Raw genomic sequence first — 22,125 nt, 5'->3', positions numbered from 1 at the left:
GAACGGATCAGGCCACGGCGCGTCGACCGGCCGCACGACGCCTGACCAGAGCGTCCACCGCTGCCATCACGACCAGCGAGGCGCCGACCAGCGGGAACAGCACTCCACCGATGGCCAGCAGCGCCAGCACGCCGCGCAGCGGACGGGAATCGGCAGGCTCCGGCGGCACGCCCAGCCGCCCGGCCGGGCGGCGCTTCCACCACATGACCGCCGAGGATACGCACAGCAGCACGATACCGGCGCAGGCCAGGGCCAGGATCAGCTGGTTGGCCAGGCCGTACTGCTGCCCCAGATGCACGTTGATGCCCCACTCCAGACCGCGGCCCAGCGGGCCGTAGTCGCCATAGCCCATGTCGAGCAGCGCCTCGCCGCTGTACTGGTCGAGATGCACCACACGCTGACGGCTCAGGTCGTCCGGATAGACTGATCCGGTATAGACGCCCTCGGGCCCGCCCGGCAGGCTCACCGCATAGCCAGGCGCCAGCCCCAGGCCGTCGAAGGTCGCCACTGCGCGGTCGAGGCCGATCGGCGCCGCGCCCGCGCCCTCGGCGGCCGAGGTCGGCAGCTGCGCCTGCTCCAGCGACCAGCTGGTGGCCTCGCGCTCGGCCAGGCGCGCCTCGGACATCGGCACGTTGACCCGCACCCCATCCGGATAGCCGAAGTTGTGGCCGTTGGCCAGTTCGTTGACCTTGCTGCCCCACACCGTCGACCAGGGCATGCCGGTGACCGCCAGGAACAGGATGATCCCACCGACGAAGAGGCCGGTCACCGCGTGCAGGTCGCGCCAGAACACTCGCTTGCCCGGCCGGCCGCGCACCGTCACCACGCCACCGCGCCGACCCCGCGGCCACCATAGGTAGAGGCCGGTCAGCACCAGCAGGATCGCCCAGCCGCCGACGATCTCGATGACCATGCTGGCGTTGGCACCGAAATAGTTGAGGCTGTGCAGGGTCCGGACCAGCCACATCACGGTGCCGCGATAGGGCATTTGCCCGGTCACCTCGCCATCGTAGGGATCGACGAACACCGCCACCCGGCTGCCATCCGGGCGCGTCACGTCGACCTCGGCGGCCAGGGTGTCGGCGGCCGGCGGCACGTAGCGGAACGCCTCGCCGTCGACCGCGGCCAGCGCCGCGTCGCGCTGGGCGCTCGGGTCGACCATCTCGGCCTCGCGGGCCTCGACCGTCATCAGGTCGGCGTGCCACCAGCGGTCGATGGAATCGTGGAAGAGGTAGAGGGCACCGGTGACCGCCAGGGAGATCAGAAACGGGATGACGATCAGCCCGGCATAGAAATGCCAGCGCCAGACGGCGCGATAGAGGTCCTGCGCTTTGTTGCTCATATGAGGTTCGCTCGAAGGGGAATCAGGGCACGCACGCCCTCGCCACTCGTCACGGAGACGGCGGCGATCGGTGGCGTTGCGCTTTACATCAGGGGGTCACGAGCGACGCGGGGGTGGGGCGCGAGTCGGCGCCTGGGGAAAGACCGCGGGGCCGCCGTGGGCGGCGCGGGTCGCCACCACCGGGGCAGTGATGGCCTGGGCGGCCAAGGGCGGCACGCTCGGCAGCATCGCCGACAGCACCGGCATCTGCTGGAACAGCGTGCAGTAGCCGCAAGCCGCATGCCAGCGGGCCTCAGGAGCGGCATTCCGCGCCTCGGCCGGCATGGCCATCCCATGGTCGGCATGCCGCTCCATCTCGCTCGCGCCATGATGGCCGGCATGATGACCGTGCGCCGTCCCGCCGGAGGCGTGGCCGGCGTGATGGTCGCGCTGAGACGCGCTCAGCTGCCCCACCAGCGGCCCCAGCACCAGCAGCAGCATCGCTAGCAGCGCGAGACGCGCGACCGGACGACGATGTCGGTGCAGGGCGTGGAAGGGGGTCATGGGGCGGCGTCGGTTGCGTTGGCAGAGATGGAGGAAGGCCACAGGGTAACGCAGTCACGCCCCTCACTCGGCAGGCGAGTGCGCGGCGCCTTGTCGCAGCGGATAGCCCCCGACCCCATTACCGGCATCCACCGGTGCGGCGACGCCGCCACAGCGCTACGCCGCCGGCCAGCAGCGCCCAGGCGTAAAGTGCCGCCACGGTGTCATCGAGCACGATGCCCACTCCGCCGACGATGCCCTCGGCCTGGGTGACCGGAGGCGGCTTGGTAGCATCCAGCAGGCGGTAAGCGACGAAGGCGCCGGCCATGACCAGCGGCTGGCGGGCCACCGCCTGCCCCAGCACCGCCACCGGGAAAGCGACGATCTCGTCGAGCACGATGCGCCCGTCGTCCTTGCCGCCCAGGGTATCCGAGGCCAGCTGGCAGAGCGGCATCGCCACCGCCAGCAGTATCGCCGCCACGCCGAGCTGCCAGCGGCGCGAGCGCCCGAGCAGCCACCAGGCCAGCGGCAGCGCCAGCAGCGTGCCGACGGTGCCCGAAGCCCAGGGAGACAGCCCCAGGCCGAGGCCGGTGGCCAGCCACATCACCAATGTATCCATCGTCATGGGCCCTTACATGACCGGCACACCGATCAGCGGACCGTGCAACCAGAATGCGAAGAGCGCATAGGCGAGCACACCAATCACCAGGGTGGCAAGGGTGCCCCCACCGGTCGGGGCCACCGGCGCCGTGGCAGGTCGCCGACGGGCGGCACGGAAGTCGAGGATCGCCCAGGCCAGGAAGGCGCCGAAGAAGACGATATCGCCGAGTCGGCCGTTGACCAGCAGGTGAGAGAAGGCCCACAGCTTGACGCCGAGGATCATCGGATGACGCAGCCGAACCTTGAGATGATTGCGCGGCACGTAGGCCGCCGCCACCAGCACGAAGGCCGGGATCATCAGCAACATGACCAGATGGCGCAGCGCCAACGGCGGCGTCCACAGGATGGGCGAATCGAGGCGCATCTGGCCGAAGCCCCAGATCGCCAGCGCCAGTCCCACCAGCGACACCAGGCTATAGAGGGCTTTCCAGCGATTCTCTCCCCAGCGGGCGATGCGCTCCCGCCGCCAGTCGTCGGCGACGATGCGCACGGAGTGGATACCGAGAAAGAGCACGAGGCCGAGCATCATCACAGTCATAGCGGAAGGGCTCCTCGAATCAGCGAGTTGTCGACCCGGCGAAGGGTAGCCGCCGGGGCCGGCGGACACCAGCCCCGGCCAGACGTCAGGCGCGCAGCACGTAGCGGAGAATCTCTACCACCTGGGCCGGGCTGGTCGCCCAGGCCATGGCGGCGGCGTCCACTTCCTTGAGCGGATGGATGATCTCCTCGCTGTGCAAGGTCACGTAAGGCTTGCCCAGGGCCGCACAGTAGCCGGCATCGAAGGCCGCGTTCCACTGCTTGTACTTGTCGCCGAAGCGCACCACCACCAGGTCGCTCTGCTCGATCAGGGTCTTGGTCCGAATGGCGTTGACCTTGGACGACTTGTGATCGCGCCAGTAGCCCTCGCTCTGCGGGCCGAGATGGTCACCGGCGGCATCGCTGGCGTCATGGTCGGTAACCGGGGCGGTGAAGGCGATGTCAAGGCCGGCATCCCGGGCGCCGCGCTGGATCTCCTCGCGCCAGTCGGTATGGATCTCGCCGGACAGATAGACGGTAAAGCTCATGATTCCTCCTCAGGGGGCCGGCTCGCGGCCGGTCTTGTCGATCGGAAACCCTATCTTACGCCATCGATTTTTGTACACAAAACAAACCACCTCATGTACCCATTCGAACCACGTTTCGACAAGGCTCGGTTCCGCACCGCATCATGGTCCAGATACAGTTACCGATCCACGACAACGGCATTCCCCCATGGCCCTCGACACCACCGACCTCAACCGCCGCATGACCCACTTCAACGAACACGACGATCTCTGGCTGTTCGGCTACGGATCGCTGATCTGGAAGGCCGACTTTCCCTACCGCGAACGCCGCCCGGCACGCATCCACGGCTGGGTACGCCGCTTCTGGCAGGGCTCCCACGACCACCGCGGCACGCCCGCGGCCCCCGGTCGGGTCGCCACCCTGGTGGCCGAGCCGGGTGCCGTCTGCGCGGGCATGGCCTATCGCATCACCCCGGCGACCCTGGGGCCGCTCGACGTGCGCGAGAAGAACGGCTACCTGCGCGAGATCACCCCGCTGCAGTTCGACGACGGCACCACCGCGAAGGGTCTGACCTACATCGCCACCGCCGACAACGCCGCCTTTCTGGGCGAGGCCGACGCCGATGCCATGGCCCGCCAGATCGCCGCGGCCCACGGCCCGAGCGGCCCCAATACCGACTACTTGCTGCACCTCGAGACGGCGCTGGCCGAGCTCGGCGTGGTGGAGTCCCACGTCAGTGACCTCGCCCGCCGCGTGCGGCACCTGTCGCCCACGCCGCCCGATCGCCAGCCGGTCTGAGGGCCTGACGCGACAGGACTTGCGCAAGGAGCGCCGGGGACAGGTCGCAGAGGGGGTTTTTGGCCAAGGATGGCCAAAGTAGCGCCCAAGGATGGGTTCATAGCGCCCCTCTCAGACCTGTCGACGGATCGGCCCCAAGCCAGAGCGCTTACTTCCAAAGCCGACGAAAAGGCGCCTTAGCATGTACAATAAGGCCCTGATCTCACGGCAGCCGGCGACGCCCCGATGTCGACCCTGACCGCGTCCGGCGCGCGAGGCCATTCCACCAGCACGAACATGGGAAGAGTGATGAGCGACAAGATTCAGGTGGCGTCCCCACTGGTCATCCTGCACGGCGACGAGATGGCACAGGTGGCCTTCGAGAAGATTATCGACACCTTCGTGACCCAGCCGCTGGCGATCGACCTGGTCGAGATCGACCTGACCGCCGAGAACCGGCTGGTCACCAACGGTCAGGCGGTGACGGACGCCATCGACGCGCTCAATCGCCACGGCGTCGGGATCAAGAACGCTGGCATGACGGTCAACCGCGAGCAGCGCGACGCCCTGCTGGCCAAGCATCCCGAGCTGGACGCCGGCACTCTCAACCCGCTGGCCACCAAGTCGCCCAACGGCGCGATTCGCAAAGGCATCGGCGGCAACATCACCCGCGAGGACATCGAGTTCCGCAACCTCAAGGTCGACCGGCCGGCCTGGGTCGGCCGCGACATCGAAGTCGAAACCATGGAGCACGGCGGCACCAAGGACAGCTACAACGCGTTGTCCTCGGCCACCGGCATCGTCAAGCTGCTGTTCGTGGGCAAAAGCGGCGACCCGGTCGAGCTGCATCGCCGCGAGGTCAACAAGGGCGATCCCTGGCTGCTGGCCACCAACGACCTGGAAGACGTCAAGGCATGGGCCCACCGCTTCTTCCAGCGCGCCCTAGACGAGAAGCGCGATATCTATCTGGGCCTCAAGGACACCGTCATCGCCGGCTACGACGGCGTGATGCGCGCCGCCATCGAGGACATCTATCGCCGCGACTACCAGGCCAAGGCCGAGGCACTGGGGCTCGCCTACCACTACGAGCTGATCGACGCCCAGGCCGCGCGCCTGGTCGCGAACCCGCCGGAGCGGGCGCTGTGGGGCGTGCCGGACAACAACACCGGACGCAAGCTCTACAAGCTGGTGGAACAGCTCAAGCGCTACGGCATTCCCGAGCGCAAGGCCCAGGTGTCGATCTCGCGGATGAGCGCCGGCGGTGGTGACCAGTACGGCAGCTTCAATGCCCCCGCCGCCGAGGACGGCATTCTCAAGGTGGTGGTCGACGGCGAGGAGAAGCACGCCCGCCACGTCAAGCAGGGCGATCCCATCCTGCTGATGTCCAACGATCGCGAGGCGATCAAGGACTGGGTGCTGCAGGTGTTCCGCGATGCGTCGCACAAGGACAAGGAGGTCTACTTCGGCCTCAAACGCGAGTACATGGACTACGACGAGGTGTTCAGCGACGTCATCACCGAGGCCCGCCGCGAGCTGGCCAAGGCCGACACCCCGCCGCCGTCGTTCATGATCATGCGACCCTCCAGCCAGCTGATCAAGATGATCACAGATCCGCCCCGCAACGCCCTCTACCCGGCGCAGAACCTCGATGGCGACATCTTCTCCGACATCTCCGCGGCGCTCGGCGGCAGCCTGGCCACCGCCAGCTCGATCATCGAGAGCAAGAACGGCACCATGCTGTTCGAGGCGCCCCACGGCACCGCCCATGACCTCTACCTCAAGTACCTGGAGAGCGACGGCAAGGAAGCGCACTTCAACTCCTCCGCGCTGATCTACGCCGTGGGCAACGCCCTGGAAACGCTGGCCGACCGCGAAGGCAACGCCGCGCTGGGCGACTACGCGGTTCGCCTCAAGGCGGCGCTGATCGACACCATCGGCGACGGCATCGTCACCGGCGACCTCAAGGGCAAGACCACCGACCCGGCCACCGAGACCGTGGTCGACATGCACGGTTTCCTGGACGCCGTGAAAGCTCGCCTGACGGCGTGAGTGCCCTGCACCCGACACCGGCGGCGTCGCCATGACGCCGCTGATCTACGCCGCCGCTGCCCTGGCCGAGATCGCCGGCTGCTTCAGCGTCTGGGCCTGGTGGCGGCTCGGCGCCACGGCACTGTGGCTGCTGCCGGGGCTGGCCAGCCTGGCGCTGTTCGCCTGGCTGCTCAGCCTCTCCTCGGCCGACTACGCCGGGCGCGCCTATGCCGCCTACGGCGGCGTCTACATCGTCGCCTCGCTGCTGTGGCTATGGGCGGTGGAGCATCGCCTGCCCGACCGCTGGGATCTGCTCGGCGCCGCCCTGTGTCTGGCCGGCGCCGGGATCATCCTGCTTGCGCCGCGGGCCGGCTGACGACCGCTGTCTCACTGCCGACGTCACTCCGGCCGCAACGCCTCTGTCCAACCCACGACGCCGGCGTGAAAGTGACATAGAATCTTCCCGGCGCACTGAATCTTTCCGGCACACTCCACCCTGAACCAGGCAATACCAACCTGACCCCATGCACCCGGCACTCCGCCAATGCTGCCTTGGCGTACGCTTTCGCCTACACCGAGACTCGATAGAACGGACACTAACTGCTGTACATTGCGCATCCAATATCAAGATCACGACGTATAGGATGTACCCCCCTACATGTCAGCGGACCGAACAGACGACACCTATGAACAACATGGCTTCCGTTGCGCTGGGCATGTCCATGGACGCACCCTCCGACAGCACCATCCTCTTCTCACCTGGCCCCAGCAACACCTTCATCCTGCTGTGCAGCTGCGGCTATACCGAAGTTTCCCGGAATCGACATGCCTGGGAGCACTTCCAGCCCGATTTCGATCGGGACCGCTGTTGCTGCCTGGCGTGCGGCCTTGACGTTGCACTGACCTACAATGACGACCCCCGTCTGCATTTCCGCAAGCCCTGAACGGCCAACCTCACCACAATATCGTACTGCCATCAGCGGCATCTTCCGGTAGATCTCCTGCTCTAAACCGAAACCAAAGTCTTACCCCCTACCCGTAGGCGACGATGATAGAATGCGCGCGCCTGCCGGGAGCCCCCCGGGCGATCCCCGGGCGAGCCATCGATGGCCCTACCCCTGCGACCGATTTGCCTCACCTTGGCCACGCGCCGCGGTGATAGCTCGTCGTGAGGCCACCGCCTGGCCTACCGGCTCCCGACCGTTCATGCATTCCGTGATTCCACAAGAGACACCCCATGATCGCCACCCTCAATACTCTGGGCCGCCCGCTGCTGCGGCTGGGGCTGATCCCCCAGATCGCGCTGGGCATCGTTGCCGGCCTGCTGCTCGCCACCTTCACGCCCGATACCGCCCGGGCGGCCGCACTGCTCGGCCAGGTCTTCGTCTCCGCCCTGAAGGCGGTGGCCCCAGTGCTGGTCTTCGTGCTGGTGGCAGCAGCGATCGCCAACCACCGCCAGGGCCAACCCACCCATATCCGCTCGGTACTGGTGCTCTATCTCGTCGGCACCCTGGTGGCGGCGCTGGTCGCCGTGGCGGCGAGCTTCCTCTTCCCGACCACTCTGGCGCTGGACGCTCCCGCGGCGAGCGGCACGCCGCCCGGCGGAGTCGTCGAGATCCTGCGTAACCTGCTGCTGAGCGCCGTAGCCAACCCGATCGGCGCGCTGATGGAGGCCAACTTCATCGCCATCCTGGCCTGGGCCATCGGCCTGGGGCTGATGCTACGTCGTGCCGCCGACAGCACCCGCACCGCCCTCAACGATCTTTCCGAGGCCGTATCGGGCATCGTGCGGCTGGTGATCCGCTTCGCGCCGCTGGGCATCCTCGGGCTGGTCGCCAACACCCTGGCCGAATCCGGCATCGGCGCCCTGCTCGACTACGGCCGCCTGCTGCTGGTCATCGTCGGCTGCATGCTGTTCGTGGCGCTGGTCACCAACCCGCTGATCGTGTTCCTGAAGACCGGCCGCAACCCCTACCCGCTGGTGTTCGCCTGCCTGCGCGGCAGTGCCATCACGGCCTTCTTTACCCGCAGCTCGGCGGCCAACATCCCGGTCAACCTGGAGCTGTGCAAACGCCTCAAGCTGCACGCCGACACCTATTCGATCTCGATCCCGCTGGGCGCGACCATCAACATGTGCGGGGCCGCCATCACCATCACCGTGATCACCCTGGCCGCTGCCCACACCCTGGGCATTCAGGTCGACTTCGCTACCGCGCTGCTGCTGTGCATTGTCTCGGCGCTGGCCGCCTGCGGCGTCTCCGGCGTCGCCGGGGGCTCGCTGCTGCTGATTCCCATGGCCGCCAGCCTGTTCGGCATCTCCGCCGACGTGGCCATGCAGGTGGTGGCAATCGGCTTCGTGATCAGCGTGGTACAAGACTCCACCGAGACCGCGCTGAACTCCTCCACCGACGTACTGTTCACCGCCGCAGCCTGCCGCGCCGACGGCAAGACCGACGAGGGCTGATCCCCCTCACCCGCCTGGCCGCACGGCGGCCAGGCCTCGCTTGACTCACCGCACTTCCCCCTCGCACCACCCACTACCCTCTCCCCACTCCCCACTCCCCACTCCCCACTCCCCACTCACCACTCACCACTCACCAATCACCAATCACACCCCAACACTCACACCTCCCCTTGACAGCCTCTTGTTCCTTTTATAGAACGTTCTCTATATCGAACAACATTCGCATCCATCCACCAGGAGCCCCAACATGGATCGACTCGCCCTCGGCACCCTGGGCCAGCACCTGCAGCGCCTGCGGCAGGAAAAGGGGCTGTCGCTGTCACAGCTGGCCGCCGCCGCCGGCATTGCCAAGTCGAACCTGTCGCGCCTCGAGCAGGGCAACGGCAACCCGACGCTGGACACCATCTGGCGATTGGCGGTGCAGCTCAACGAGCCCTTCGGCACCCTGGTGGCTCCGATCACCGTGCCGCTGGGCGAGGACGGTGTGCAGGTGCGGCTGATCGACCAGGGCCAGGAAACGCCCCAGGTGGATGCCTACTGGATGCGCTGCGCGCCCCACACCATTCGCCATGCCGAGCCCCATACCCCAGGGACCCAGGAGTCGCTCACCGTGATCAGCGGCGAGCTGGAAGCGGGCCCCGAGGGCGAGACCACCCGGCTCAAGGCCGGCGACAGCCTGGCCTTTCCCGCCGACCGACCGCACTGCTACCGCACCGGCGAGCGCTGGGCAACGCTGCTGCTGACCATCGTCTACGCCGAGGGAGGCGCCACGCCATGACCCTGCAAGCTACCTCATCGCTGTCGCGGCCCTGGATGACCGGTGTGCGCGAGGCGATTCCGCTGCTCGGCGGCTACGTACCAGTGGCGATCTCGTTCGGCCTGATCGCCGTGCAGTCTGGCTTCAGCCCCTGGGAGGCGACCCTCATCTCGCTGCTGGTATACGCCGGAGCCTCGCAGTTCCTGTTCGTGGGCATGGTCGCCGGCGGCGCACCGCTGTGGCTGGTGGTCGTCATGACGCTGCTGATCAACGTGCGACACGTGGTCTACGCGCCCAACCTGGCCCCGGTACTGGGCAAGAGCCGCTGGTGGCCGTGGCTGATGCATGGCCTGACCGACCAGGTCTTCGCCGTGGCCCTGCATCGCCTGCCGCAGCTGCCCGAGGCCCAGCGCGCGGGCTGGTTCGCCGGCGCGGCCATTCTGGCCTGGGCGAGCTGGGTGGCCGGCACGGTGCTGGGCGCCGTGGCCGGCGAGTGGCTGGTGGCCCGCTGGCCGCTGCTCGGCCAGGTCATGCCGTTCGCCCTGCCGGCGCTGTTCCTGGCGCTGCTGGCCCCGCGCTTCACGTCGCGACGCTGGAGCCTGGCGCTGCTGGTCAGCATCGGGATGGCCCTGCTCTGCGCCCTCACCGGCTACACCAACGTCGGCATCCCGGTGGCCGCCGCCTGCGGGGCGCTGTGTTTCTACGCGGTGAAACTCCCGCCATCTCGCAAGGGAGACAACGACGAGGGAGGCAACGATGAGTAGCGCTCTCTGGCTGGCCGTGCTGGCCTCGGCCCTAGGCACCCTGCTGATGCGACTGATCCCGCTGCTGTGGATGCAGCGTCGCCTCGAGCGGCTCAACGGCGAGGACGGCGTCGAGGCCATGCCCCGCTGGCTCGCCCTGCTGGGGCCGATGATGATCGCCGCCGTGCTGGGCGTCTCGCTGGTGCCTCGCCATGCCGATGCCACGGCCTGGTTGGCCACGCTGGTCGGCGTGCTGGCGACCCTGGCCGTGTGGTACCGCAAACGTTCGCTGGGCTGGCCGGTGGTGGCCGGCGTGGCGACCTACGGAGCGGTAGTGATCCTGGCGGGCATGCTCTGACGCGCCAAGGCGCTGGCCGGTGCCGCTTTACCCTCTCATGCCGTGAAGGGAGTGCGTCATACCCCCAGCCAGGAAAAGGCCCGCTGGAGGAAGGCCTGGCCGTCGCGTCGCTGCCAGCTCCCGTGGGCCATGATGACCCGCTGCGGGGCGTAATCGATCAGCCGACGGATGGCCGCCCGCGCGGTGCGGCGTCGCACGGTGGTCAGCCGGATCTCCAGCGGCGCCCGACCACGGCCCGCGGTAATGCCCCACAGGCGGGCGATGACCCGCTGCCAGGGCGCCCAGTGCTGTTCGAGGAAGGTCGCCTCGAAGGTCTGGCAGAGATCGGCCACCAGCGCCGTTTGCGACGGGCGATGGAAGAACTCCACCTCGTCGAGCAGCGGCGATCCCCGGACCCAGACCTGCTCGACGATGCCCTGCCAGGCGGCCGGCGGCGTGTCGCCCAGCGGCTCGGCGAACGGCAGGTCACCGCGCTTGCGCAGCGTGGCCGGCGGGCCCCACAGCCGGGCCTCGGGGAAGGCGACATGCCAGTCGTCGAGGCCCAGGTGATGCAGCTTGTTGGGGCTGACCAGGTGGGCGACCGGCCCCAGGCGTACCACCTCTTCGGCGAGCGCATCGTCCAGGGGAATGGGCGACCATATCCACAGCGCTCCGTCCGGCAGTCGAACGATCACGCTGCGAGTGGGATACGCGAAACCGTAGAAGCTCACCACCGGTCCCTCCACCAGCCAGAGATCCGTATCGATGCGTTCCAGGCGTGCGGCTTGTGTCATATGACCTCCTCGACGTTTGTCGGCCGTGGCGCCATGGCCAGCGCAGCGACCCCACTATCCCCGCCAGCCGGTTCCCGGGGCTGGGGACGATCATTCGAACATGCGGCCGGGCATGACGACCTCCCGGGATCAAGACGCCGTGGCACTACCCTGGCGCAGGGTGCCCAGCATCCGGGAAGCCCCGACGGCTGGATCGACGCCGGGATCGAACCAGTGCTGCAGCATCAGACCGTCCAGGGCCCCGACCAGCCAGGCGGCGGTAGCCTCGACGTCGAGATCCGGTGACAGGTCACCCTCGACCTGCCCCTGGCGCAGCAGGGCCATCACCAGCTCCCGGTACTCCCGATACATGCCGGCCATGACCGACTGCAGGCGCTCGCGGCTCGGTCCAGCGCTGGCCGCGGCCCAGAACTCCAGGGTCAGGGGGAACAGGGCGATGTGGCGCTGCAGCCCCGTCACGATGACCGTCACCGCCGCCGTCAACTGGTCCCAGGCACGCGCCTGCCCGGCCATGGCGCGCTCGCACTCGCCCAGCAGCTGCCGCTGCACCATCTCGAAGGCCGCATGAAACAGCGCCTCCTTGTCGGCGAAGTAGCGATAGATCGACCCCTTGCTGAGTCCCGCCGCGTCGGCAATGTCGTCCACGGCGGCGCCCTGTAAGCCGTCCCGGGCAAAGATCTCGATGGCGGCCCGGCCGATCTGTTCTCGACGGGCCTCGACGTCGACGGTACGCGGGGGCATCGGCAGCTCCATTAATGACTGACTGGTCAGTTATTATAAAAGCCGGAGGATGGGCGTCAAATCGGAGCGGCAGCGGACGCCCCGGCCATCCAGAGCGGCATGCCCAGACGGCGCCCCGGGCCACCAGCGTGAAATGGCCGCACCTTGACCGGCGCGGCAACGCACCGCAGTCTGCCGGAAACGGTTTTTCTCCCATCGACGTCTACAGGGATCGTGGTATGTCCGACGCCTCTCGGTCTTCTTCGGCGCCAACCGGCGCCCCCCCATCGCCCTCGTCGGCGGCCCCCGGCGACCGCCTCGCCGGGCTGCTGCAGGGCGTGGCGAATCGCGACCGCCAGGCCTTCGCCCGGCTCTACGAGGCCACCTCGGCGAAACTCTACGGCACGGTGCTGCGTATCTTGAGAGAACGAGGCCAGGCGGACGACATCGTCCAGGAGGTCTACGTGACCATCTGGCAGAAGGCAGCACAGTTCGAGACCGGCCGCGCTTCACCGATCGCCTGGATGGTGGCCATCGCACGCCATGCCGCTATCGACGAGCTGCGCCGGCGGCCGAAGGCGCCCCATGAGCCTGAGGAGACGCTGGACCAGACGCCCTCCGACGACCTGGGCGCCCGGGAGCTCGCCGAGCACGACCAGGACGCACGGCAGCTGCATGCTTGCCTGGAGGAGCTCGAGGCCAACCGCCGGGACATGGTGCGCCTGGCGTACCTGGACGGCTGGTCCCGGGCCGAGCTGGCCGCCCACTTCGAACAGCCGGTGAACACCGTCAAGACCTGGCTACATCGTGCCCTCAAGCAACTCAAGGGATGCCTGGCGCCATGAACGACCGCGACGATATTGACATGCTGGCCGCCGAGTACGTGCTGGGCACCCTCGAGGCCGATGAACGAGCCGCCGTGGCCCGGCGCCGGGCCCACGAGCCCGAGCTGGACGCGCGCATCCTCGCCTGGGAGGCACGCCTCGCCCCGCTCGGCGACGAGGTGAAGGCGGTGGCACCCGGGCCGGATCTGCTGGCGAGGATAGAGCGCCGCATCGAAGCCCTGGAGGCGGGCGACGAGACCCCCGCAACATCCCAGCACCGGACGGCCGATCTCGCCCAACTCTCGGCGCTTCGCCAGCGCCTTCGCTTCTGGCGCTGGAGCACCGGACTGGCGTCGGCCGCCGCGCTGACGCTCGCTGTGGTGCTGATCGCCCCGCTCGACCAGACACCGAAAGAGCCGCCCTTCGTAGCCGTGTTCCAGCAGAACGACCAGCAGCCGGCATTCATGCTCTCGGTGGACCTGGCAAGCCGCCAGCTGCACGTGCGGCCGGTGACCGCCGAGCCGATGTCGGGCAATTCCTACCAGCTATGGATCAAGGAGGCCTCGCTCGGGCCCGATCCCCGCTCGGTGGGCGTGCTGAACGACGACCTCAGCCTGGCGGCCGACGCCCTGAGCGACTTCGACCCCGAGCTGCTCAAGCGGGCCACCTTCGGCATCAGCATCGAGCCCCCGGGCGGCTCGCCCACCGGCCAGCCCACCGGCCCGGCGATCCACGGCTATCTCTATCCCACCAACCGGGGCGCACCGCAGCGGCTGTAAGTTTTTTCGCCCGCCGCTGAAACCGTCCGCCATCGTCTCTCGTAACTAGGAGCACGCCCATCGCCAACCACTTCGAAAGATGGGACGTGCTCAGCACTCAAGGAGAGAATGATGATGACCAAGTTCATGGCAAGCGCATTCGTATCCGCTTCACTGCTCGCCGGCGCTTCCCTGGCCCAGGCGGACATGCACGGCGACATGCATCCGGAAGTCTGGGCCGATGACCAGTCCGTCGCCGGCGGCACGGTTTCCGCGGAGAAAGTCATGGCGGGTAGCAACGGCTGGCTGGTGGTGCACCGCACCGACGACAGCATGAAGCCGGGCCCGGTGGTCGGCTACTCCCCGCTCAAGGAAGGCGAGAACATGGACGTGACCGCCATCCTCACCGAGGAAGTCAGCGCCGGCGACCAGCTGATGCTGATGATCCACGGCGAGGAAGGCGGCATGGAGACCGGCGTGTTCGAATACACCCTCGGCGCCTCGGAAGACGGCCCGATCAAGATCGACGGCAACCTGGTGATGACCACCATCACAGCGCAGTAAGGCACACGCGGGGTCGGCTACCGGCCCCGCCGCTCTTCCCCAAGACAGCCACCAGCGCCTGCCACGAGCCCTCTCCCCCGGCTCGCGCCACCGGCGCTGTGCGCCTATCCGACGTCGCTTTCTCCCTGCCCGCTCGAGCCCGGCCGCCTTTGCCGCGTGTCGATGTCGGATATCGCCTACAGATTCCCGCCACCCTGCCGATAAAAACTGACCAAGCAGTCAACAAAATAATGCGCGCCCGGCGGCGCGCGAGGAGCCAGGGGGAAACCGTGAAGCATCTCACCATTGCCCAGAAACTGATGATCGTCGTCAGCCTCTGTATGGTCCTGATCGTCGGCGGGGCGACGGCCATTCAGTACCGACTGTTCAGCAACCTGATCACCGACCGCGTCACCGGCACCGAGCTACCGGCCACGCTCGAGGGCATTCGTAACGACATCACGGCTACCTTGACCGGGCCGATCACCACCGCCCGGGACCTGGCCAACAACGGCTACCTGCAGGACTGGCTGAGCCAGGGCGAGCCCCCGGCGGCCACCGAGCGTGCCGTGACCTACCTCGACGAGCTGCAACGGCGCACCGGGGCCAACACCGTGTTCTTCGTCTCGGCCCTCAGCGGCCACTACTACACGGCAGAGGGCCTCGAGCGAACGCTGGACCCTCGCGAAGACACCTGGTTCTACGCCATGGTCGACGATGCCAGCGGGCCCGCCTACACCCTCGACGTAGACTCCGAGGGCGGCGAGCTCAAGGTCTTCATCAATCACGTAGTGGAGATCGGCGGCGAGCGCGCCGGCATCGCCGGGGTCGGCTATTCCCTGGACGCCATGGCGGAGACGATCAGCAACTACCAGCTCGGCGACAGCGGGTCGGTGTTCCTGGCAAGCCGGGATGGCACCATCAGCGTGCACCCCGACGGCGCCGCCATGGCCGGTAAGCCGATCGAGAGCCTGCCCGGCTGGGAGACCCAGGCCGACGAACTGCTGACAGGCGACGGCTATCGCTACACCACCCTCACCGACCAGCACGGCGCCGAGCAGTTGGTCGCCGCCATGGAAGTGCCCGGCACCGAATGGATCGCCTTCGCGCGGATTCCCCGCGGCGAACTGTTCGCCGACCTCAACCGGGCGGTGCTGCTGGTCATGATGCTGGTGGCCGCGATCCTGCTGGCAAGCCTGGTGGTGTTGGCATTGCTGCTGCGCACCCTGTTCCGTCCGATTCGGCGCACCGCCGAGGCCATGGGTGAGATCGCCGACGGCGATGGCGACCTGACCCTGAGGCTGCCCGTCCAAGGCAAGGACGAAGCCAGCGAGCTCGCCATCCAGTTCAACGCCTTCGCCGACAAGATGCACGACGTGCTGGCCCAGGTCAGGAGCAGCAGCGAGGCCGTGCGCCACGCTGCCCAGGAGATCGCCAGCGGCGGCCAAGACATGTCGCGCCGCACCGACCAGGCTGCCTCCAGCCTGCAGCAGACCTCGGCCTCCATGGAACAGATCACCGGCACGGTGGAGAACACCTCGGCGTCCTCCCGCGAGGCCAACGGCCTCTCGCAGTCTGCCGCCCGGCTGGCCCAGGGCACCGGCGACACCGTCACCGACGTGGTCACCACGATGGGCGACATCCAGCAGGCCTCCGAGCGGATCGGCAGCATCATCAAGGTCATGGACGACATCGCCTTCCAGACCAACCTGCTGGCCCTCAACGCCTCGGTGGAGGCCGCCCGCGCCGGCGAGAGCGGCAAGGGCTTCGCCGTGGTCGCCGACGAGGTGCGCCAGCTGGCCACGCGCAGCGCCGAAGCCTCGCGTGACATTCGCGGGCTGATCGAGGCCTCCGGCGAGAAGGTCCAGGGCGGCACCCGGCTGGTGCGCGACGCCGGCAACGCCATGCACGAGCTCGTCGAAGTGGTGAACCGCGTCGCCGGCATGCTCGGCGAGATCAGCCACGCCACCACCGAACAGAGCGACGGCATCGGCCAGGTCAACGTTGCCGTCGCCGAACTCGACCGCATGACCCAGCAGAACGCCGCCCTGGCGGAAGAATCCACCTCCGCCGCCGAGCAGCTGCGCGAACAGGCCGACCGCCTGGCGGAACTGGTCGGCAGCTTCAGGCTCAACGACGCCCCCCAGGACAGCCAACGCTACCCGGCCCTGACGTAGCGACGAGGACCGGACGCAACAGAAAGCCTCCCGCCTCGGCGTGAACCGCCTGCTGGGAGTGCTTTTCGTGGGAACGCACTTCAGTGCGCGATGGTGTGCCCTTCGTGGGAGCGCACTTCAGTGCGCGATGGCGCCGCCAGGCGCCGGGGTACGCAACCAGGTGCAGAAGAGACACAGCCCAGTTCGACATCGTGGAGTGCTCTTCGTGGGAGCGCACTTCAGTGCGCGATGGCGCCGCCAGGCGCCCGGGGTACGCAACCAGGTGCCGAAGCGGCACAGCCCAGTTCGACATCGTGGAGCGCCCTTCGTGGGAGCACACTTCAGTGCGCGATGGCGCCGCCAGGCGCCCGGGGTACGCAACCACGTGCCGAAGCGGCACAGCCCAGTTCGACATCGTGGAGCGCCCTTCGTAGAAGCGCACTTCAGTGCGCGATGGCGCCGCCAGGCGCCCGGAGCCTCTCCCCTTTTATGCTAGCCGGCGATGAACCAACAACAAGGGGCAACCGACACGACTGTCGGTCGCCCCGAATCCCGCCTCATCAACCCGAAACAGCCTCCTCGGGCACGTCCCGCTCGTCCTCGCTTGCGTCCAGCCGTGCCTGGCCGCCGCAGGACAGGCAGGTGACCTGGAAGCGAATCTCGGACAACGCCAACACCTCGAAATCCAGCCAGGTCGTCTCGGCGGCTGGGCGTATCTCCTTGCACCCGCACTGGCACGACAAGATCCACCCGTCATGCAGAGGGTCCGGCAACAAGTCAATGCTGTCCATTCGCGCTCCTCCCTTCGATCACACAAAGCTAATTGGAAAGAGCTGACATGGATGTGAGAAATACGCCATCTATGACGTAGGCCAGAAGAGCCTGAGGCGTAAGCCATCCTTGAGCCGCCGTTAGGCACGGTGACTGGGGGAGATGAGCACCAAGGGACGGTGCCGAGAGGTGGCGAAGGGGAAAAGAGAACGCCGATATGCAGGTGGATGCCTGGTGGGCCCAGCTGGACTCGAACCAGCGACCAAGGGATTATGAGTTCGCTTTTAAAACAATAAGTTACTGATACCCAAGGGAAAGTGACCGAAATCTAGCGAAAGGTACAGTTCTTTGGAATCAGTAGGTTAGCGAAATCTAAGCATACCATAGAAAACTTAAGTGTGTACCGGTACTGTACCGATCAGGAGATCGGGGCGCGCACGTGAGCCCTCAGTACGGCCCCTCGGCACCTCTCGTGCATAAACACCGCACCTGACGTGTGGCACTATCCAATGACGGGCCCTATGGACCGGCAAAACAACAGTAAGTGGACGGTGTGGTACACCATCGGCTGCGCAGAGGGTGGCAAGGATCATCATGATTTCAGGCGAGCTGGTCGTCGAGCAGCTGACTGTGCGAGGCGTGGTGGCGTTCCAGGTCAGCCATACCTGGAAAAGACGCTGCACATCTATCAATACATCAAAGGATAGGCCCAAGGCTAACCAAGAGGCACCGAAATATTTCGTTGACAAGGTAGCCGATCAAGGAAAAACAAATGCCAGTACTTAATTCAAAATATGACCAGCTATTTCTGAATGACGAATACCTGACCGACCCCTTACTTCTGGCATTGGCCTGGAAAAAGGCCCATGACTATATCCGCACCACCAATTGGTATGCAGATAACTTTGAACTGGACGTTTCATCCATCGATCTGCGAAATCGATGTGCCGAGTGGGCCCACGATATTGAGGGTAAACTTAAGTTTGAACCTCTCGAGCTGGTTCCGGCCCCCAAGGCCTGCCCATGGGGGTTTATAGAGCCCAAAGGGGACATAGAAAAAGTAATTGCAGAGTTCAAACTTATCTGGAAGCCGGCAGATGAAAAACAGCTCACTCTGAGACCACTGGCGCACGTAGGTATCCGCGAACAGACCATCATGACTCTACTGATGATGTGTCTAGCCAATGACGTGGAGTCAACCCAAGGCGATCCCACGACTTCTTACGACGAAGTTCACGATAAAGAAGTTGTCAGCTACGGCAATCGACTCTATTGCAGATACGAAGACGACAAAGCCGAACACAGCTACGGTGCAACCACAACATACAGCAAATATTTCAGAGACTACCGCAGATTCCTGCAACGTCCTTACTATTTCGCCAGCAAGGCGTTACCAGAGAAATCGAGAGATGAAGAGGTGTATCTCGTAGAGCTGGATCTGAGCCAATTCTTTGACCGCGTTGACAGAAAAGAGCTCATCAAACAAGTCAGGGATCTGTCTGACGAGCAAAAATTAACAGGAACATCAAATCACACAACCAGAGACCACGTGCTGGCCGCATTTGAGCAGTGGGAATGGTCACTGGAAGCCGAGCAGCGTTTTCCTGAAGTATGCCAAACCCCTGATATCAAGACGGCACCGAAGGGTCTACCTCAAGGCCTAGTCGCGTCAGGCTTCCTTGCCAATATCTACATGCTCGGATTTGATGGTGTCATGAGTAGCCTTATTGGTGACACCATTGATCTGGCGGAACCGCCTGATACCCCCATCAAACTTATCGATTATTGTCGTTATGTCGATGACATACGCTTGGTCGTTATTGCCCCCAATCGAGAATATTTTGAAAGCAAATCACAACCTGAGAAAAACGAGGGGGAAAGCCATCTCAAAGCAATCAAGAAGGCGTTAGAGAGAAAAATAGAAACTGAGCTAGACACTCTTAATTTGAACCTGAAGCTCAATGAGAAAAAAACCAAGATAGAGATCTACAGAGGGAAATCTGTCGGCATTTCGAAAACACTGGAAGACATCCAGTCAAGCATCAGTGGCCCAGTCTCTCTTGAGGATGCAGACACCTACCTCGGGCAACTAGAATCATTGCTATTGCTGTCAAACAACAAGACCCATGAACAATCTGAAACCGAATCTTCTAGGCGCTTCAATCGCCTTGCAGCCGTAGAGAAGGATATCTTCGATGTACGAGAAGATACACTGAAGCGATTCACGGCTAATAAGGTAACGAGCCTACTAAGCGATATCCGGCATTTTACTGCCAGAGAAGTTGATGACAACGGTCAACCCATACCCGGTGACTGGGACTATCTCCAAGAACGGCTCGCGCGGCGTTTCATCGCCAACTGGAGCCATGAGCCCTCTCTAGTTCTTCTGCTGAAAAAAGGGCTGGAGCTGTTCCCGAGCACCAAGCTTCTTACACCAGTCCTGCAGCAGCTCCGGCACCTTCAGGACTATGAATATCATCTCTGGGAGGACCGTTGTCCCAAACAAGCGGAAATAGCAAATTACTGTATGGCTGAAATCTTCCGCCACTCCGCTACCGTAATTCATCGCAAAGATAGACACGCCATTCCCGCTCACGCAGATATTGATGATTTTTTCGAGGTATTGCAAGATCTGGCTGTCGACATTGCTTCTCGCCCTATAGATAATGATAAACCAAGTAAAAAAGTGGAAGTTGATGCGGCCACCCAAGAAACGATTGAACCTAGCTTAGGTGAACATCGAAAAAGATTCGACTTCCTGGTGGACCAGGCACGTTTCCTTCTTCTAGTAAGGCTTGATACCACCTTAGAAGAAAATAGTACTGATCCGTTCTATGATTTCATCTTAAAGCTCACCAAGGGTTTCAGAAATATTAGCTTACCTAAAAATTTCGGTATTCGCGATACTGCAGCCAGCATCCTTATTGCCAAGCAACTGGTAATCGACCAGAAACCTGTTTTGAGAGCAACGGCTTCTTTGCTTGAAGTTCATAATGACCCTGTAGGGATAACTGAGCTTATCGCAATCCAGGATATGGCATTCTGTCGTTCACTCATACTGCATGCTCGTCCCCTTAAGTACGGCTGGCTTAACCAACTCAAGACGAACAAGATCTACAGCAAGCTCTACCTCGACACCAAGCCATCGGCAAAGGCGCTCAAGGATATCAAGGATGACATAGCTATCTACAAGCTTATCAGTCGGCCGGACAACCCTCTGGCCAATGAAATCATGGCACTTAAGTTAATGCAGGCTCTACTGGGGAAAGAAAACGATTTCCAGAAGGCTAAGCCTGACGATGTAATAGACTTGGGTCAGACAAAGATTCAATTTGGTAGCTACTCGAATCCACCTAAGTTCAAAGCCTTTGAAGCCGAGTTGAATATCAGTGAACTAGCATTTCATGCATCACTTAGCCAGCTAGCCTACCACCTTCACCGCGAGCAAGATGAGCTGGACGATACATTTATACTGCAACGCATAGCTCTCTGCATAAGAGCCGTTCTAGCCGGTTCTGATGACCCAACAGGATTTGGTCAGTCTATCACCCCGAACGTAGGCTACCGAGGCTTGAGATCAACCCAATATAAAAGGCAAGTCGGCCTACTTACTACCCCTGAGGCTCTAGTAGGTGAGGCCGCACAGTTCTCGGCTTGGCTTACGACGTTACTTTCAAAGTTGCTAAAATGGCCTGGCATTCGTGTGAATGATCAGGGTTATTCCTGGCCGAATGCGCTCACTGTGGAAGCTGTAAAACAACTCGTGGAAAAACGCCTTTCTACACTGAAAGAAAGCTACTGCCAGCAATCCGAGATCCCAGGACTCCCAGAGTTGATCACACCTAACTGGGACAACACAAAAGACACTAAAAACAGCCTGAAAGTTGCCATGGTTCAGGCCAAAATGCCCCAACAGAATGATTTTTCTAAGCATGGTATTTTATTGAATGATCCTGTATATCGGACCAAACACCGCCGACACGTGGCAAGAGTCGCAACACTAATAACCAAGCATATCGAGGCCCAGCATCTTGAAAAGCCTAAGAACGGAGAGCGCGAACAGGATATTGACCTGATAGTGCTTCCAGAACTGGCCGTCCACAATGATGACCTAGACATCCTTGTCCAGCTTTCGCGCAAGACTCATGCAATAGTACTTTCCGGTCTTGGCTTTATTAATCAACCTGGAGTAAAAGGCCCAAACAACTGCGCAATCTGGATTGTCCCCAGGAAGCACAACGGCAACCAGAACGAGATTCAAAGATTCCAAGGAAAACATCATATGATGGAGGGAGAAAGGCAGATAAACATCCAGCCATGGCGACCATACCAACTGATGCTGGAGCTGCTTCACCCAAAATTCTCTAATGACCGCGGATTTGTCCTGACCTCTGCGATCTGCTTTGACTCCACCGACATTTCATTAAGCGCCGATCTTCGAGACAAATCTAATGCACTATTGATCCCGGCGCTAAACAGAGATGTAAATACCTTTGATTCAATGGTAGAGGCACTGCACTACCACATGTATCAATACATCGTTCTGGTCAACAGCGGTGAATTTGGTGGTTCATATGCCATGGCTCCTTATAATGAAAGGCACAAACGCCTGATAGCGCATTCCAGTGGCAACGACCAAGTGACTATCAATACATTCAAATTGAATATGTTTGATTTCCGCCGTGACGGTGTTGGCACAAGCATGAAATCAGGGATTAAGCAAAAAACGCCCCCCGCCGGGGTTTGTATCAAATAAGCGGGGAGCCAATCTTTATGGCCATCTGAAGTGCTCTCCCCTCTAACTCACCCTATAGGGGCGAGGGGGGCACTGCAATGCCCCATGGGAGTATCAGCAAGTTGCTTTTCATTAACCCAAACACGGAGT

General features: G+C 63.5%; 21 protein-coding genes. 13 read left to right on the top strand and 8 right to left on the bottom strand.

The genetic code is table 11. The annotated features are described in order from the left end of the window. Positions 1 to 7: 7 nt before the first annotated feature. From ACGTN6_RS02125 to ACGTN6_RS02105, 5 genes are all read right to left on the bottom strand, one after another. Positions 8 to 1,342 (bottom strand): PepSY-associated TM helix domain-containing protein, encoded by a 1,335-nt coding sequence (locus ACGTN6_RS02125; protein ID WP_394589577.1) that lies wholly within the window; start codon positions 1,340 to 1,342, stop codon positions 8 to 10. A gap of 96 nt (positions 1,343 to 1,438) precedes the next feature. Continuing rightward, the gene (locus tag ACGTN6_RS02120; protein WP_394589576.1) at positions 1,439 to 1,885 is read right to left on the bottom strand and encodes a DUF2946 domain-containing protein; all 447 of its coding nucleotides are present in this window, start codon (positions 1,883 to 1,885) and stop codon (positions 1,439 to 1,441) included. 118 nt (positions 1,886 to 2,003) lie between these two features. Beyond that, entirely contained in the window at positions 2,004 to 2,489 is a 486-nt protein-coding gene (locus tag ACGTN6_RS02115; protein ID WP_394589575.1) for a phosphatidylglycerophosphatase A family protein, read from the bottom strand. Between the two features lie 6 nt (positions 2,490 to 2,495). Then, on the bottom strand, positions 2,496 to 3,062 hold the full coding sequence (locus tag ACGTN6_RS02110; RefSeq protein ID WP_394589574.1) for an NnrU family protein: 567 nt from the start codon (positions 3,060 to 3,062) through the stop codon (positions 2,496 to 2,498). Positions 3,063 to 3,147: 85 nt separating this feature from the next. After that, positions 3,148 to 3,588 carry a YtoQ family protein gene (locus ACGTN6_RS02105; RefSeq protein ID WP_394589573.1) on the bottom strand — a complete coding sequence of 147 codons (441 nt, stop codon included), beginning with the start codon at positions 3,586 to 3,588 and terminating at the stop codon, positions 3,148 to 3,150. Positions 3,589 to 3,775: 187 nt separating this feature from the next. Between ACGTN6_RS02105 and ACGTN6_RS02100 the strand changes: the two genes are divergently transcribed. From ACGTN6_RS02100 to ACGTN6_RS02065, 8 genes are all read left to right on the top strand, one after another. Continuing rightward, complete coding sequence (locus tag ACGTN6_RS02100; RefSeq protein ID WP_394589572.1) at positions 3,776 to 4,366, top strand: gamma-glutamylcyclotransferase; 591 nt, start codon at positions 3,776 to 3,778, stop codon at positions 4,364 to 4,366. Positions 4,367 to 4,654: 288 nt separating this feature from the next. After that, the gene (locus tag ACGTN6_RS02095; protein WP_394589571.1) at positions 4,655 to 6,394 is read left to right on the top strand and encodes an isocitrate/isopropylmalate family dehydrogenase; all 1,740 of its coding nucleotides are present in this window, start codon (positions 4,655 to 4,657) and stop codon (positions 6,392 to 6,394) included. Positions 6,395 to 6,425: 31 nt separating this feature from the next. Beyond that, positions 6,426 to 6,749, top strand: a complete 324-nt coding sequence (locus tag ACGTN6_RS02090; protein WP_394589570.1) for a YnfA family protein — start codon at positions 6,426 to 6,428, stop codon at positions 6,747 to 6,749. 310 nt (positions 6,750 to 7,059) lie between these two features. After that, entirely contained in the window at positions 7,060 to 7,317 is a 258-nt protein-coding gene (locus tag ACGTN6_RS02085) for a hypothetical protein (RefSeq protein ID WP_394589569.1), read from the top strand. Positions 7,318 to 7,610: 293 nt separating this feature from the next. Further along, positions 7,611 to 8,837, top strand: a complete 1,227-nt coding sequence (sstT, locus tag ACGTN6_RS02080) for a serine/threonine transporter SstT (RefSeq protein WP_394589568.1) — start codon at positions 7,611 to 7,613, stop codon at positions 8,835 to 8,837. Positions 8,838 to 9,084: 247 nt separating this feature from the next. After that, a complete protein-coding gene (locus tag ACGTN6_RS02075) occupies positions 9,085 to 9,615 on the top strand; it encodes a helix-turn-helix domain-containing protein (protein ID WP_394589567.1) in 531 nt (176 codons plus the stop codon). Further along, positions 9,612 to 10,358 (top strand): AzlC family ABC transporter permease, encoded by a 747-nt coding sequence (locus ACGTN6_RS02070; protein WP_394589566.1) that lies wholly within the window; start codon positions 9,612 to 9,614, stop codon positions 10,356 to 10,358. Before ACGTN6_RS02075 ends, ACGTN6_RS02070 begins: the two co-directional genes overlap by 4 nt. Continuing rightward, positions 10,351 to 10,695, top strand: coding sequence for an AzlD domain-containing protein (locus tag ACGTN6_RS02065; protein ID WP_394589565.1), 345 nt, complete (start codon positions 10,351 to 10,353; stop codon positions 10,693 to 10,695). The genes ACGTN6_RS02070 and ACGTN6_RS02065 overlap by 8 nt, the downstream gene beginning before the upstream one ends. A 56-nt stretch (positions 10,696 to 10,751) precedes the next feature. On the opposite strand, the gene ACGTN6_RS02060 is transcribed toward ACGTN6_RS02065, so the two are convergent. Both ACGTN6_RS02060 and ACGTN6_RS02055 read right to left on the bottom strand, forming a co-directional pair. Beyond that, positions 10,752 to 11,468, bottom strand: a complete 717-nt coding sequence (locus tag ACGTN6_RS02060; protein ID WP_394589564.1) for a DUF4336 domain-containing protein — start codon at positions 11,466 to 11,468, stop codon at positions 10,752 to 10,754. A 129-nt stretch (positions 11,469 to 11,597) separates the two neighbouring features. Further along, on the bottom strand, positions 11,598 to 12,209 hold the full coding sequence (locus ACGTN6_RS02055; RefSeq protein ID WP_394589563.1) for a TetR/AcrR family transcriptional regulator: 612 nt from the start codon (positions 12,207 to 12,209) through the stop codon (positions 11,598 to 11,600). Positions 12,210 to 12,427: 218 nt separating this feature from the next. Between ACGTN6_RS02055 and ACGTN6_RS02050 the strand changes: the two genes are divergently transcribed. From ACGTN6_RS02050 to ACGTN6_RS02035, 4 genes are all read left to right on the top strand, one after another. Further along, positions 12,428 to 13,033: a sigma-70 family RNA polymerase sigma factor gene (locus tag ACGTN6_RS02050; RefSeq protein WP_394589562.1), complete on the top strand. Its 606-nt coding sequence runs from the start codon at positions 12,428 to 12,430 to the stop codon at positions 13,031 to 13,033. Further along, complete coding sequence (locus ACGTN6_RS02045) at positions 13,030 to 13,791, top strand: anti-sigma factor (RefSeq protein WP_394589561.1); 762 nt, start codon at positions 13,030 to 13,032, stop codon at positions 13,789 to 13,791. The genes ACGTN6_RS02050 and ACGTN6_RS02045 overlap by 4 nt, the downstream gene beginning before the upstream one ends. Before the next feature lie 111 nt (positions 13,792 to 13,902). After that, positions 13,903 to 14,334: a DUF7282 domain-containing protein gene (locus ACGTN6_RS02040; protein WP_394589560.1), complete on the top strand. Its 432-nt coding sequence runs from the start codon at positions 13,903 to 13,905 to the stop codon at positions 14,332 to 14,334. A gap of 269 nt (positions 14,335 to 14,603) precedes the next feature. After that, positions 14,604 to 16,490 (top strand): methyl-accepting chemotaxis protein, encoded by a 1,887-nt coding sequence (locus ACGTN6_RS02035; protein ID WP_394589559.1) that lies wholly within the window; start codon positions 14,604 to 14,606, stop codon positions 16,488 to 16,490. A 539-nt stretch (positions 16,491 to 17,029) separates the two neighbouring features. Here the strand turns inward: ACGTN6_RS02035 and ACGTN6_RS02030 are convergent. Beyond that, a complete protein-coding gene (locus ACGTN6_RS02030) occupies positions 17,030 to 17,260 on the bottom strand; it encodes a hypothetical protein (RefSeq protein ID WP_394589558.1) in 231 nt (76 codons plus the stop codon). A 752-nt stretch (positions 17,261 to 18,012) separates the two neighbouring features. Between ACGTN6_RS02030 and ACGTN6_RS02025 the strand changes: the two genes are divergently transcribed. After that, positions 18,013 to 21,996, top strand: a complete 3,984-nt coding sequence (locus ACGTN6_RS02025) for an RNA-directed DNA polymerase (protein WP_394589557.1) — start codon at positions 18,013 to 18,015, stop codon at positions 21,994 to 21,996. Positions 21,997 to 22,125: the final 129 nt, after the last annotated feature.

Source organism: Halomonas sp. B23F22_20 (genome assembly GCF_043496985.1).
Lineage (GTDB): Bacteria > Pseudomonadota > Gammaproteobacteria > Pseudomonadales > Halomonadaceae > Halomonas.
The sequence above is the reverse complement of the archived record's forward strand: the minus strand, read 5'-3'. Positions and strand labels throughout refer to the sequence as shown.

Coding starts and splice junctions, on each gene's coding strand:
- ACGTN6_RS02125 (WP_394589577.1), bottom strand. CDS start 1,342: ATGAGCAACAAAGCGCAGGACCTCTATCGCGCCGTCTGGCGCTGGCAT.
- ACGTN6_RS02120 (WP_394589576.1), bottom strand. CDS start 1,885: ATGACCCCCTTCCACGCCCTGCACCGACATCGTCGTCCGGTCGCGCGT.
- ACGTN6_RS02115 (WP_394589575.1), bottom strand. CDS start 2,489: ATGACGATGGATACATTGGTGATGTGGCTGGCCACCGGCCTCGGCCTG.
- ACGTN6_RS02110 (WP_394589574.1), bottom strand. CDS start 3,062: ATGACTGTGATGATGCTCGGCCTCGTGCTCTTTCTCGGTATCCACTCC.
- ACGTN6_RS02105 (WP_394589573.1), bottom strand. CDS start 3,588: ATGAGCTTTACCGTCTATCTGTCCGGCGAGATCCATACCGACTGGCGC.
- ACGTN6_RS02100 (WP_394589572.1), top strand. CDS start 3,776: ATGGCCCTCGACACCACCGACCTCAACCGCCGCATGACCCACTTCAAC.
- ACGTN6_RS02095 (WP_394589571.1), top strand. CDS start 4,655: ATGAGCGACAAGATTCAGGTGGCGTCCCCACTGGTCATCCTGCACGGC.
- ACGTN6_RS02090 (WP_394589570.1), top strand. CDS start 6,426: ATGACGCCGCTGATCTACGCCGCCGCTGCCCTGGCCGAGATCGCCGGC.
- ACGTN6_RS02085 (WP_394589569.1), top strand. CDS start 7,060: ATGAACAACATGGCTTCCGTTGCGCTGGGCATGTCCATGGACGCACCC.
- sstT (WP_394589568.1), top strand. CDS start 7,611: ATGATCGCCACCCTCAATACTCTGGGCCGCCCGCTGCTGCGGCTGGGG.
- ACGTN6_RS02075 (WP_394589567.1), top strand. CDS start 9,085: ATGGATCGACTCGCCCTCGGCACCCTGGGCCAGCACCTGCAGCGCCTG.
- ACGTN6_RS02070 (WP_394589566.1), top strand. CDS start 9,612: ATGACCCTGCAAGCTACCTCATCGCTGTCGCGGCCCTGGATGACCGGT.
- ACGTN6_RS02065 (WP_394589565.1), top strand. CDS start 10,351: ATGAGTAGCGCTCTCTGGCTGGCCGTGCTGGCCTCGGCCCTAGGCACC.
- ACGTN6_RS02060 (WP_394589564.1), bottom strand. CDS start 11,468: ATGACACAAGCCGCACGCCTGGAACGCATCGATACGGATCTCTGGCTG.
- ACGTN6_RS02055 (WP_394589563.1), bottom strand. CDS start 12,209: ATGCCCCCGCGTACCGTCGACGTCGAGGCCCGTCGAGAACAGATCGGC.
- ACGTN6_RS02050 (WP_394589562.1), top strand. CDS start 12,428: ATGTCCGACGCCTCTCGGTCTTCTTCGGCGCCAACCGGCGCCCCCCCA.
- ACGTN6_RS02045 (WP_394589561.1), top strand. CDS start 13,030: ATGAACGACCGCGACGATATTGACATGCTGGCCGCCGAGTACGTGCTG.
- ACGTN6_RS02040 (WP_394589560.1), top strand. CDS start 13,903: ATGATGACCAAGTTCATGGCAAGCGCATTCGTATCCGCTTCACTGCTC.
- ACGTN6_RS02030 (WP_394589558.1), bottom strand. CDS start 17,260: ATGGACAGCATTGACTTGTTGCCGGACCCTCTGCATGACGGGTGGATC.
- ACGTN6_RS02025 (WP_394589557.1), top strand. CDS start 18,013: ATGCCAGTACTTAATTCAAAATATGACCAGCTATTTCTGAATGACGAA.